This is a genomic window from Roseibium aggregatum, assembly GCF_017309185.1.
GTDB classification, from domain to species: domain Bacteria; phylum Pseudomonadota; class Alphaproteobacteria; order Rhizobiales; family Stappiaceae; genus Roseibium; species Roseibium aggregatum_B.
The window spans coordinates 67,204-79,209 of the sequence record NZ_JAEKJZ010000007.1 but is presented as its reverse complement, the minus strand read 5'-3'; the positions used below and the strand labels follow the sequence as shown (position 1 = coordinate 79,209).

Genomic DNA, 12,006 nt, shown 5'->3' with positions numbered 1-12,006 from the left:
GGGAAGCGGCCGGGATCGTCAACATTGATCCTGTGAAAAAATATCATTAAAATTCAAAGGCTTGTCTGGGAAATGCGTGCGGAGGTCATTCAGCCGCGGGACTCGGAACGGCAGGGGCGGGACAAACCATGAGCGAAGCCATGCGCGACAGGATTAACACTGCGTTGAAGTTGGCGCGGGACGAGGGCGACAAACGCCGATGCGCGACACTCCGCCTTGTGCAGACGGCTGTAAAGGACCGCGAAGCGGCTGCCCGGGACAACGGCAAGGACGGCGTCGACGAGAACGACGTGATCGATATCCTCCAGAAAATGGTCCGGCAACGGGAGACATCCGCCAGCGAGTTCGAAAGCAGCGGGCAGTTGGATCTGGCTGAGCAGGAGCGTGAGGAGCAGGATATCATCCGGGAATTTCTCCCCGCGCAGCTCGGCGCCGAGGAAACCAAGGAAATCTGCGAGAAGACGGTCCGGGAGATCGACGCGCACGGGCTGCGCGATATCGGCCGCTGCATGAGCGAGTTGAAATCCCGCTATCCGGGGCAGATGGATTTCGTCAAGGCGTCCTGTTTCGTGAAGGATATTCTGCGCGCCAACGGTAACGGCAACGGCGAGGCGAGAGAGGGGGACGCGGGCTGAAACCGCGGCGATTGTCCTCCTGACCTTTCAACGGGTCTTCCGGAGGCGCTCGGATTTTGGGACCGGCCTGGCCTGACCCACTGGCGCGCTTCGGTGCAAACCACTATTTTACCAGATCTTCACGCCGGCTCCCCCGGGAGTGGGCGCGTTTTGTTTTCCTGCAACAGACGGAACAGTCCGCCGCCATGCGTTTCGACAACCGGCTCCTCGATGAAATCCGCACGCGGCTGACCCTGTCGGACCTCGTCGGACGGCGGGTCACCTGGGATCGCCGCAAGACACAGCCGGGCAAGGGAGATTACTGGGCCTGCTGCCCGTTTCATCAGGAAAAGAGTCCGAGCTTCCATGTCGACGACCGTCGCAATCGCTACAAATGCTTCGGCTGCGGGGCGTCCGGCGATCATTTCACGTTCCTGTGCGAAACGGAGGGCCTCAGCTTTCCGGAGGCGGTGGAGCGGCTGGCGGAGCAGGCAGGGGTCGCTCTGCCGGCACCCGACCCGCAAGCGGCAAGGCGCGAGAAAAAGCGCGCCGGGCTGGCCGATATCTGCGAAATGGCGGCGCAGTTCTTTCAGGGCGAATTCGCCGGACCGCGCGGCGGCGAAGCGCGGGCCTATGCGCAAAAACGGGGCTTGTCGGCAGAAACGCTTCGGGAGTTCCGGTTCGGCTTTGCCCCCGACAGCCGGGATGGCCTGAAAAGTTACCTCGCCGCGAGGGAGGTGCCGGAAGCGGCTATGATCGAGGCCGGACTGGTCATCAGGCCGGACGACGGCCGGCCCGGCTATGACCGGTTCCGCGGCAGGCTGATGATCCCGATCCAGGACGAACGCGGGCGCGTGGTGGCCTTCGGCGGTCGGACGCTGCTGCCGGACGGGCAGCCGAAATACCTGAATTCTCCGGAAACGCCGCTGTTTCACAAGGGTGCCATGCTGTTCAACGCGCACCGGGCGCGCGAATCCGCCTTCAAGGCGAGCGAAGCGGTCGTGGTGGAAGGCTATCTCGACGCGATCGCGCTCTTTCAGGCGGGGCTACCGAATGTGGTCGCTTCGCTCGGAACCGCGTTCACGGAAGATCAGATTCTGCGCTTGTGGAAGTTCGCGCCGGAGCCCGTGATCTGCTTCGATGGCGATGCGGCCGGCGTTTCCGCCGCGCACCGGGCGATCGACCGGATCTTTCCGGTCCTCAGGAGCGGCTATTCCTTCCAGTTCTGTTTTCTGCCCGACGGCATGGATCCGGACGACCTGATCAAGCAGCGCGGCCTGGAGGGGTTCGCGGAACAGACCGGAGCGGCGCAGGCGCTGTTCGACGTCGTCTGGGACCGGGAGATTTCCGTCGCCCGGCTCGACACGCCGGAACGCAAGGCAGCCCTGGAAAAACGCTTCGACGACCTGATCGGCACGATCCGCGACGAGCGGGTTCGCCGCCGCTATCAGCTCGATTTGAAGTTCAAGCTGTCGAACCTGTTTTTCGAACAGGCGCGGCAGAACCGGCGGCAGGGAAAAAAGGATCAAGCGGAATCCCAGTCCTTCGGCAAGCCCCGGGAAGGCGTATCCGAAAGCGACGACTTCGGAAACGAACGCCTGGTGCTGGGCCTGTGCATGCGGTTTCCGCACTTGCTGGACCGCTACTACGAACGCCTTGCCCGTCTTCCGTTCGAGAATGAACTCCACAGCCGTTTCAGGGATGTCATCTGCAGGATCATCGATCAAATCGAGGCGACGCCGGTCGCCGATCTGACGAGCGATTACGACGAGCCACTCAGGGATCTCATGTATGAGATGATGCTTGAGACGATCGGTTTTCAGCAGCAGAAGCACGGAGCGGTTTTTTCGCTCCTGAATCACCGGTTCCCGCTGTTGAAATCGAATCCGCCGGAAGACTTTGTCGAGGCGGCGTTTCTGCATTTCCTCGATGTCTTGGAACTGAATGCCCTGGAGGACGAGCTGTCGGGCGAGCTTTCCACCTCGGACGACCAACTGGACGAGCATTCGTGGCAGCGGATTCAGGCGCTTTCCCAGGATTTGAGCCGCCGGCGCGAGGAATGCGCCAGGGAAGAAGCCGAGCTCGCCGAGCGGGCGAAAAAGATCCGCTCGGCACCGCCCGCGGCCGCCGTCGTCCATTGAGAGAGGCCAAGTGTGATTTTCGCCACATAGGAGTCGTTAAAAAGCGCATTTTCCCATTGACGGTGGTCGAATCAGACTTGCGAATCCCGTCCGCCGAGCTAAATAGGAGTTTTGCAGCCTTCATGAGCCGCGCTGTCAAAGCCTGCCTGCGGCAAATAGTCTAGAGATCCGCTGCAACCCGTTTGAACACCGATGCTGCATCCGTTTCGGCGAATGCCGCGTGAAAAGGCCGATTGCTTTGCCGATACTGAAAAATCTCAATGTCGAAAAGCGTACGGTTAATTGGGACTTAAGGGACACGGCTTACAAACCTAATCTAACTGATTCTTTCGGACGCCGCCGCACCTCGCTGCCGGCGCGTTGAGGCGGATTGGGTCGAAGCCAAGTGATGGGCGCTGCGTGGCCAGAACGGCCACGAACTGGAGCACGATATGGTAGCCAAAGCGACACAAGCAGACGACAACCAGGAAACCAGCGCCGAAGGTCCGGACGGCCCGCTGCTGGACTTGTCGGATGCTGCGGTCAAGAAAATGATCAAAGCCGCCAAGAAGCGCGGTTATGTCACCTATGACGAGCTGAACGAAGTTCTGCCCTCGGAGCAAGTGTCTTCGGAAAAGATCGAAGACACCATGTCCATGCTCTCCGATATGGGCATCAATGTGATCGATTCCGATGATGCCGAGGACGGCCCGGAGGAGGTCGACGGCGGCGAACTGGTGACTGCAAGCCCGACTGCCGTTGCCAAGACGGGCAACACCAAGGAGCCCGCCGACCGTACGGACGATCCCGTGCGCATGTACCTGCGTGAAATGGGCTCGGTGGAGCTTCTGTCGCGTGAAGGCGAAATCGCGATCGCCAAGCGCATCGAAGCCGGCCGCGAGGCGATGATCGCGGGTCTGTGCGAAAGCCCGCTGACCTTCCAGGCGATCATCATCTGGCGCGACGAGCTCAACGAAGCTCAGGTGCTTCTGCGCGATATCATCGATCTGGAAGCGACCTATGCGGGGCCGGATGCCAAGGCGGGGCCGGCCGTTGCCAACGACGACGTCGCTCCGGGAGAAGGCGCCGCTGCGACCGAAAACGCCGCGCCGTCGGGCGTCTCCGAAGAGACCGAGAACAGTGAAGAGGGCGAAGGTGAGAACGATGAGGACGAGGACGAGTTCGAGTCCAACGTCTCCCTGTCCGCCATGGAAGCCGAGCTGAAGCCGGGTGTCCTGGAGACCTTCGACAACATCGCCGACAACTACAAGAAGCTGCGCCGTCTGCAGGATCAGCTCGTCGAGAACAAGCTGGCCAACAAGACCCTGTCGCCGAGCCAGGAGCGCCGCTACAAGAAGCTCAAGGAAGACATCATTGTCGATGTGAAGAGCCTGTCGCTCAATCAGAACCGTATCGACGCCCTGGTTGCCCAGCTCTACGACATCAACAAGCGCCTGATGGGCTACGAAGGCCGTCTCCTGCGTCTGGCCGACAGCTACAATGTCGACCGTCACGACTTCCTGAAACAGTATCAGGGCGCGGAACTCGACCCGAACTGGCTGCGCAAGGTTGCGAACCTGTCGACCCGCGGCTGGAAAAACTTCATCGCCAAGGAAAAAGAGACCGTCCGCGAACTGCGTCAGGACATCCAGACGCTGGCAACGGAGACAGGCCTCGAAATCACCGAGTTCCGCCGCATCGTGGCGATGGTGCAGAAGGGCGAGCGCGAAGCCCGCATCGCAAAGAAGGAAATGGTCGAGGCAAACCTGCGTCTCGTGATTTCCATCGCCAAGAAATACACCAACCGAGGTCTGCAGTTCCTGGATCTCATCCAGGAAGGTAATATCGGCCTGATGAAGGCGGTGGACAAGTTCGAGTACCGGCGCGGTTACAAGTTCTCCACCTATGCGACATGGTGGATCCGGCAGGCGATCACCCGCTCGATCGCCGACCAGGCACGGACCATCCGTATTCCGGTCCACATGATCGAGACGATCAACAAGATCGTGCGGACCTCGCGTCAGATGCTGCATGAAATCGGCCGCGAGCCGACACCGGAGGAACTCGCCGAGAAGCTGCAGATGCCGCTGGAAAAGGTCCGCAAGGTCCTGAAGATCGCCAAGGAGCCGATTTCTCTCGAGACGCCGATCGGTGACGAGGAAGATTCGCACCTCGGCGATTTCATCGAGGACAAGAACGCGGTTCTGCCGATCGATGCGGCCATCCAGTCGAACCTGCGCGAAACCACGACGCGGGTCCTGGCCTCGTTGACGCCGCGCGAAGAGCGCGTTCTCCGGATGCGCTTCGGTATCGGTATGAACACCGACCACACGCTGGAGGAAGTCGGCCAGCAGTTCTCGGTGACCCGCGAGCGTATCCGCCAGATCGAGGCGAAGGCGCTCAGGAAGCTGAAGCATCCGAGCCGCTCGCGCAAACTGCGGTCCTTCCTGGACAGCTAAGCGTCCGGCCGGCAGACTTCACCGCAAATCGAAAACCCGGCAAAAGGCCGGGTTTTTTCATGAAAAGTCCGAGATCGTAATTTGATCGCCCATTTCCACTGCGGAGCATCATTTTGGCCATAATCGCGGATATGGACAGGCCGATGGATGAAGCGAGCCTGGAAGATCGGCGATTTCTGGTGCTGGGCCTGGCGGTCTCGCTGGCGCTGCATGTTCTTGCCGGCGTCATGCTGATGGAGAAGGTCAGCGGGTACGAAACGCAGCGGCTGCAAGACGCGGTCGAGGTGGAACTTGTGCCGCCGCCGGAGGAAGAGCCCCCTGCCGCGGAGGAGGAGCAGGAGCCCGAGCCCGAGGAGCCGCCTGCCGAGGAGGCACCGGTTCCACCTCCGCCACCTCCGGCCCCTGAGGAGCAGGCCGAAGTGGCCGAACAGCCATCCGAGGTTGCGGTGCTGCAGCCCGTAGAAGAATTCGGCGAGGAAGACACCGCCCCGCAGGAGGCAGAGCAAGGCGAACCGACTGAGGACACAGCCGAGGAGCCGCCTGAGACGGAAGCCGCCGAGGAGGAGGCCCCTGAGGAGGACGCCCCGGAGGAGCTTGAGGACGCTGTCGCCGAGACGGAAGAGACGGAAGGTACTGAGGATACCGAAGAGGCGGAATCCTCGGAAGAACCCCAAGAGGCCGAAACGACGGACAGCGAAGAGCAGGCGACCGAGGAGCAGGCGACCGAGGAGCAAGTGACGGAAGACCAGCCGGCGGAGAACGAAGAGGAAAACCTCGCCGGGGAGGCAGCGCCGCCACCGTCCGAGGATGGTGAATTGCCGGCCGAAAGCTTCGGCACCGTCGGCCGGATCGTGACAGATGCGACGCCCGCGCCCAAGCCGGCGACGCCGCGTACATCCGCCGCGTCTCAAGCGGCTGCGACCACCGGCAGCGCGCCGCGGCGTACAGATCTGTTGCCGGCGCGGGAACTTTTTTCCAGCAGAAGTCTGGAGGACCCGCGCTTCCGGACTGCCGTTTTGAACATGACACCGGGCGAGCGGCTTGTTGAGCTTTGTACGACTGAACTCAATGCCCAAATCACGGCGGTCAGCGCAGTTCCGCCTGATGCGCTGCCTCGCGTGCGGCGACGCCCCTCGGGGAACGTGCTCGAAACACACGATCTGCCGTTCCGGAGCCTCGGACAATGGTTCAAGGTATCCTATCGCTGCGTTACGGATGCCGATGTGATGCGGGTCGAACAGTTTTCCTTCAGGATCGGGCAACTTGACCGCTGAACGAACCGGCGGAGTGAACGAACCACCGGAGACCGGGTTTCCGTTCGTATTGGTGGACGTTACCGGGTCTTCATATCGATGACGACGACGGATGCCTTGTCACCGTTGCCGGGAAAGCCGAAGCTTATCTTGGTCTTGCCGTCGGTGACCGAGAGATAGGACGGGCTGTTTTCGGGCGCGCGCGGGGAGGCGGGATCGAAGGTCAAGTGGCCTTTGTAGGCGGTCTCCACCTCGTCCCGGCCAATCTGTCGGGTTTCGGCGAGCTGGCAGATCACCAGGCCGCTTGTCGCCCTGGCGGACTTTGGAAAGCGCAATTCACAAGAGGAAAACAGCGAGGCGGGGGTCATCCGTCCGCGATAGGTCTGGTGGTAGGCGGTCGCCTTTTCCGTCGGCGCGAATTCACCGCCCAGCACCATGCCGAGACGGGTGGGGTCGAGCGTCTTTTCCAAAGCGACCGTCTCGACGGTCTTGCGAAGATCTTGAAATGAAGTCGTGGCCATGGCTGCTCCGCATATCGAAAGAAGTATCGGGAATGCAAGGATCCTGGGACAGGTTTTATTCCGTCGTGTTGTCATAGTGCTCACCGTACTGTCTTTCGTAGAAGTCCCGGTAAGATTCATGAGTGGTGCTGGTGGTCTCGCCGTCGAGGTAAGTGTCGCCGATTTCCTCCCTTGCGGTATCTCTGTCTCCGGTTCGCTCATAGTCTTCATAGGCGCTTTCGTAGCCGGCGTGATTGTCGGGATTGCCCGAGATGCCGATATCGGGCCCGCCGTTTTCCAGGATTTCATCCCGTGTCTCGATATTTGACAGCGTCGCTTCGCCTTCGCTCTTCGATTGCTCCCTGCTGTTTGCTTCAACATATTCGTCGCGGGACAACCCTGTCGTGGGAACATAAGGCGCCTCGCCGTAAGCAGCGTGGCCTGCTTCGTGGGAAAGACTGCGAACCTGATCCTCGGCGCTTCTTCCGTCTCCGGTGTCGATGAACATTGTTTTTTCCGTGTGGTTTGTCGCCGATCCGCCTCCGTCTCGTGTTTCGATGGACCAACCGTCCGCGAAAAGCTCGTCGAGCTTGGAGCTGAGGCTCGGAGACATGTTCACCATTTCGTCTACTTCGGCGCTGAGGCCCGTCGTGACAAAGGGAGGCGCCGCAGCGGCACCTGCTCCGGCCGCAGTGCCACCCGCGGCACCACCCGCGGCGGCACCGGCTCCCGCCGCGCCTCCAGCACCGCCTGCGCCGCCGCCGGCCCCCGCGGCGGCTCCGCCACCACCTCCGCCACCGGCCATGCCGATCAGAACGGTCGGAAAGCCCGTGACGATCGCGCCCCCCTTCGCCGTCAGGTCGGTCAAGCGGGCGGCGGGCAGTTTTTCAACAAGGACGTTCCAGGCGCCGGTGATGATCGGATCGCCTCCCATCGGCGGTGGCGGGCCGACGCAGACGCACATGTCCGTGACACGCGCCTGGGGCATCTTTCCGGTGAGAACGGTATAGGCCCCTTTCCAGACGATCGGGGCAGGCACCCCCATGCACATGGGGCAGGTATGCATATCGGTCAGCCGGGCAGCGGGAAATGACATGAGAACACCGCACTTGTTGAAAACGGCAGAATTGTCCGTCTGGCGGTAATTCAAGTCAATGTCGTCACGTCACACTTTGGACGGTTGTGCTTTCGCAACGACGTGCATGCAGTCGTTGCGGCGGCTCCCAGGTCCGTGCCCTAGCGCAGCGGCTGCAGCGACTCCACGACGATTTCGAAGGCCCTGCGATTGATCGCCCAGGCTTCGAAGTTCGTTTCGCGGGCAGGTGAGAGAAGCAGTGCCGAGACGGAGACGTCCGCAGAGCCCGCGCGCAGCAAGGTCGCTTCGAGGCCGAGATGGCCGCGTTTGGCGTCGATCCGGGCCAGCTTGCTTGGAAGCGGCGTTCCCTTGACAATGCCGAAGGCGCCGCTGTCCGGAACCAGGGAAATTCCGTTTGCCGCGAGGTTTTCAAGGGTCACTTCTTCCAGGGCTGCTTCGTCTCCGGCGACGGGAGAGGTGACGATGAAGATCGTGCCGAGTGACGTGCCATCCGCGCTGTTGTCGAGCTGAAGCGCCGCCCCGCCATCCGGAGCGTTGTCCGAGACCCGTTTCTGCCAGCTTCCCGCCACCGCGACCTGAAGCGGGCTCGCTCCGCCAAGTTGCTCAAAAGCGAAGGCTTCGGCGAAACGCTCATTGGTCGGATTTTTAAGGCTGAAGCCGGTCAAGGCTCCAAAGAAGACCGTCTGCATGTGCCGGGCCGTTTCGGTCGGCGTGGCGGGTGAACGCATTTCCAGAAGGAACAGCCGGTTTCCGTCCTTGATTGTCGCAAACCTGTGGAGTGTGACGCCATCCTTGCTTGAACCGGTCGCCAGCACATCCGCCAGAACGCCGTAGGATGACTTGCGCGCCTGGATATCGAGGGCGCGAAGGCTTTGGCTGCGGAGCCAGCCGTCCATCCAGTCGATGGGATTGATCTCTCGGCCCAACAGGACACCCCAGACGATGAATTCGACCTTTTCGTCGGCGCCATGGGCGGTCATCAGGACAGTGACGGGTGCCTGTTCCACCGGAACCTTGTCTACAACGGGGAAGGCCGTCCAGTTGTCCGGCAGCCGGACGGTGAAGTCGAACAGGGACTGGATGCTGTTCTTGTACTGGAACTGACCGTAGCCCCGCTGAAAGCTGGACTGGGGCAAGTTGCCGGCGATTTTTCGATCGTATTGCATTCGAGCCGTATCCGTTGCGCTAGAAGCCTGCGCTGTCGCGGTTTCGGTCCTTGTAGCGCTTGCCGAAACTGAAATCGATAGAACCGCCAAGACCAGCGCCTGCGTCAATCCCGCCAGAGAGGCCCGCATGCGCCCTTTCGGTATCCGTGTCGTAAAATCCATATCCCCGGCCTTCTCCCCCCAATGAGTAGCCTGAAACGCCGACCTTTCCGCGCATGCCGACGGAGTAGTCCGTGAAGGGGATCGGAATATTGACCTCATTGACCACGTCGCCGGCAAGGCCGTCGGCCGCCGCCTTGGCGCCCACTGCGACACCCGCGCGCCGTCCGTCATAGCCGACAAGCGCTTCGGCCGATGCTTCCGCCTGTCCCGCGGCGCCCTGGACGCCGAGTTCATACCACGGGTTGTTTTCATCGTCGCCGATGAAAAAACCGCCGCCGGCCGTCGCGCCCGTGCCCTTGACGCCGATGCTGTGCCCGCCACCGTAAACGCCGCCGAGTTCGTCCTTGGCCTGTACCCTGAGAATGTCGCCCTTAGTGTAGCCGCCGATATAGGGAAAGGCGTCGAAGAAGTGTCCGGACACGTCCCACTTGGCGAGGCCGGCATCGAACTTGGCCATGACACGTCCGAGCAGGCCTTCCCGTTCGACTTCAAGGGAGCCCTCGGCAAACAGGAACTTGTTCAGCTTGTCCGCGGATTCGGCATAGGCCTTGTCGAAGCCGTCCTTGAAGAGCGTGCGCTGGGCGGCAAAGACCGTGGAGAGGAAATCGGCCACCAAGTTCGCCAGCAGATCGAACAGGCTGACGGGTGCACCGCCTCCGCCGCCGGCACCACCTCCGCCTCCACCAGCTCCGCCCCCGGCCGTGCCGATCAGAACGGTCGGAAAACCCGTGACGATCGCACCGCCTTTCGCCGTCAGGTCGGTCATGCGGGCGGCGGGCAGTTTTTCGACAAGAACATTCCAGGCGCCGGTGATGATCGGATCGCCCGCGATCGGCGGCGGCGGGCCGACGCAAACGCACATGTCCGTGATCCGTGCCTGGGGCATCTTCCCGGTCAGTACGGTATAGGCCCCTTTCCAGACGATCGGGGCAGGTACGCCCATGCACATGGGGCAGGTATGCATGTCGGTCAGTCGGGCGGCGGGAAACTTCATAAAAACATCGCATTTGTTGAAAACGGGGCGAGTTTCGGCCAGGCAATATCCGAAGTCAACGCTCTTGGGCGGCCTTCAACTCTTTGCTGCTGCAAGGAGAATCGGCAACCGGCATGCGGATGTCCCTGGAGGGTCAGGTTTCCGCGCGGATCAGCCAGCAGCGCAGGACGAGGGTCGCGGCGGCGGGAACCAGCGTCAGCGCCGCGCCGATGAAAAACACGCTTGCGCCCGACACAGCGATGGCCTCGCGGGTGACGAGGCTGGCGTTTTCGGCCGGGATCAGTCCGGTGAAGACGGCGATCAGACCGGTGATGCCGCCGCCGATGGCAACGCCTGCGGATGCGATGGCGGGCAGGATGCTGGAGACGAGAGTCTGTTCCTCGCCGTCGGCGCTGTACATGAGCGAGCGCAACAGGATCTGATTGCAGAGCCCGTGTCCCGCGCCGGTGATGACGGCCGCGAAGACGAACAGGGGCAGGGAGCTGGCCTGAACGGCAAGCGCCGTCGTCGTCAGACCGGAGACGATGACAAACGGGCCGAGGGCCAGGTAGAGGTGCTCGCGGGCTTTCGACGGCGCGCGCGACGCCAGCAGGGCGAAGACAGACCAGGACACGGAGAGGGCGGCGGTGACCAGGCTTGCCTGCGTGACGCTCAGGCCCCAGTAGACCTGTCCGAACGTGGTGACGAAAACGGCGCGCACGGCGGTTGAAACGGACAGGAACAGGACGATCCAGGTGCCGAGGCCGATCAGCGTGTGCGGACGGAAGCCCTGGCTTGGAAAGAGACGTCTTCTGCTGGCGGCATCGATCTTCAACAGCACGCCTGCGGTCACGACCCCGCCCAGAACCGTTGCCGCCAGCGGCAGCGGCGCGTGAATTTCACCGATCACCGTCAGCAGAAAAACGCTGAGCGCCAGAAGCGCCAGGCGCAGGATCAGCCGGGGGCTCAGGCGGGTGGAGGGTCCCTGCGCCTGACCTACGGCTGGAACCGGCCTGGATTGGGGGCGGCCGGGCAGGGCGCTGTTGATCAGGAGAAACAGCAGCACGGTCAGGGGAATGTTGATCAGGAAGGCGGCCCGCCAGGACCACAGCTCGGTCAGCGCGCCTGCGGAGACCGGGCCGATGCCGGCCGCCAGCGCCCAGACACCGGCAAGCAGCGCGAAGACCCGGGGCGCGACATTGCTTGGAAAAAGGTCCGGGATCAGGGCGTAGCAGAGCGCGATGATCATGCCTTCGCCGAAGCCCTGCAATGTCCGCCCGGCGATCAGACCCTCCAGGGACGGGCTCAGGCCCGCGAGCGCCGAACCGGAGGCGAGCAGCCCGGTGGCCAGCAGAAAGGGCGTCCGGGGCCCGAAGCGCGCCTTGACGGCGCCGGTCAGGCAGCCCGCCAGGATGGCCATCATCTCAAACGAGCTGAACACCCAGAATGCCCGGTCCTGCCCGCCGAGATCACGGATGATGTCGGGCAGCACGGCGGTCGCGACGAACTCGTTGATCGCATGCGAGCCGACGCCCAGCAGAAGCGCCAGCGTGCCGGCGGCGCGCTCCGCGGAAAAGAGCGCAGCACTGGCCGGCTTCGGGGCTTCGGCCTGGTTGGACGAGGGTACGGACATGGGAGGCTCGAATGAGTGAGTGTCCAATAT

At 62.4% G+C, this 12,006-nt stretch carries 9 protein-coding genes; 4 read left to right on the top strand and 5 right to left on the bottom strand.

Annotation, left to right across the window (positions count from 1 at the left end):
* Positions 1–140 precede the first annotated feature (140 nt).
* The 4 genes from JF539_RS24450 to JF539_RS24435 all read left to right on the top strand — a co-directional run bounded on the left by JF539_RS24450 (position 141) and on the right by JF539_RS24435 (position 6,467).
* A complete protein-coding gene (locus JF539_RS24450; RefSeq protein ID WP_207143868.1) occupies positions 141–635 on the top strand; it encodes a GatB/YqeY domain-containing protein in 495 nt (164 codons plus the stop codon).
* A 185-nt stretch (positions 636–820) separates the two neighbouring features.
* Complete coding sequence (gene dnaG / locus JF539_RS24445) at positions 821–2,755, top strand: DNA primase (RefSeq protein WP_207143411.1); 1,935 nt, start codon at positions 821–823, stop codon at positions 2,753–2,755.
* 431 nt (positions 2,756–3,186) lie between these two features.
* Complete coding sequence (gene rpoD, locus JF539_RS24440) at positions 3,187–5,193, top strand: RNA polymerase sigma factor RpoD (protein ID WP_207143409.1); 2,007 nt, start codon at positions 3,187–3,189, stop codon at positions 5,191–5,193.
* A 143-nt stretch (positions 5,194–5,336) separates the two neighbouring features.
* Positions 5,337–6,467, top strand: coding sequence for a DUF930 domain-containing protein (locus JF539_RS24435; RefSeq protein WP_207143407.1), 1,131 nt, complete (start codon positions 5,337–5,339; stop codon positions 6,465–6,467).
* A 59-nt stretch (positions 6,468–6,526) separates the two neighbouring features.
* On the opposite strand, the gene JF539_RS24430 is transcribed toward JF539_RS24435, so the two are convergent.
* From JF539_RS24430 to JF539_RS24410, 5 genes are all read right to left on the bottom strand, one after another.
* Positions 6,527–6,967 carry a hypothetical protein gene (locus JF539_RS24430; protein ID WP_207143405.1) on the bottom strand — a complete coding sequence of 147 codons (441 nt, stop codon included), beginning with the start codon at positions 6,965–6,967 and terminating at the stop codon, positions 6,527–6,529.
* Between the two features lie 55 nt (positions 6,968–7,022).
* The gene (locus JF539_RS24425; RefSeq protein ID WP_207143403.1) at positions 7,023–8,042 is read right to left on the bottom strand and encodes a PAAR domain-containing protein; all 1,020 of its coding nucleotides are present in this window, start codon (positions 8,040–8,042) and stop codon (positions 7,023–7,025) included.
* Positions 8,043–8,182: 140 nt separating this feature from the next.
* Positions 8,183–9,208: a hypothetical protein gene (locus JF539_RS24420; RefSeq protein WP_207143401.1), complete on the bottom strand. Its 1,026-nt coding sequence runs from the start codon at positions 9,206–9,208 to the stop codon at positions 8,183–8,185.
* Positions 9,209–9,227: 19 nt separating this feature from the next.
* Entirely contained in the window at positions 9,228–10,364 is a 1,137-nt protein-coding gene (locus JF539_RS24415) for a PAAR domain-containing protein (RefSeq protein WP_207143399.1), read from the bottom strand.
* A 133-nt stretch (positions 10,365–10,497) separates the two neighbouring features.
* A complete protein-coding gene (locus JF539_RS24410; RefSeq protein WP_207143397.1) occupies positions 10,498–11,976 on the bottom strand; it encodes an MFS transporter in 1,479 nt (492 codons plus the stop codon).
* Positions 11,977–12,006: the final 30 nt, after the last annotated feature.

Coding starts and splice junctions, on each gene's coding strand:
- JF539_RS24430 (WP_207143405.1), bottom strand. CDS start 6,967: ATGGCCACGACTTCATTTCAAGATCTTCGCAAGACCGTCGAGACGGTC.
- dnaG (WP_207143411.1), top strand. CDS start 821: ATGCGTTTCGACAACCGGCTCCTCGATGAAATCCGCACGCGGCTGACC.
- JF539_RS24425 (WP_207143403.1), bottom strand. CDS start 8,042: ATGTCATTTCCCGCTGCCCGGCTGACCGATATGCATACCTGCCCCATG.
- JF539_RS24450 (WP_207143868.1), top strand. CDS start 141: ATGCGCGACAGGATTAACACTGCGTTGAAGTTGGCGCGGGACGAGGGC.
- JF539_RS24410 (WP_207143397.1), bottom strand. CDS start 11,976: ATGTCCGTACCCTCGTCCAACCAGGCCGAAGCCCCGAAGCCGGCCAGT.
- JF539_RS24420 (WP_207143401.1), bottom strand. CDS start 9,208: ATGCAATACGATCGAAAAATCGCCGGCAACTTGCCCCAGTCCAGCTTT.
- rpoD (WP_207143409.1), top strand. CDS start 3,187: ATGGTAGCCAAAGCGACACAAGCAGACGACAACCAGGAAACCAGCGCC.
- JF539_RS24415 (WP_207143399.1), bottom strand. CDS start 10,364: ATGAAGTTTCCCGCCGCCCGACTGACCGACATGCATACCTGCCCCATG.
- JF539_RS24435 (WP_207143407.1), top strand. CDS start 5,337: ATGGATGAAGCGAGCCTGGAAGATCGGCGATTTCTGGTGCTGGGCCTG.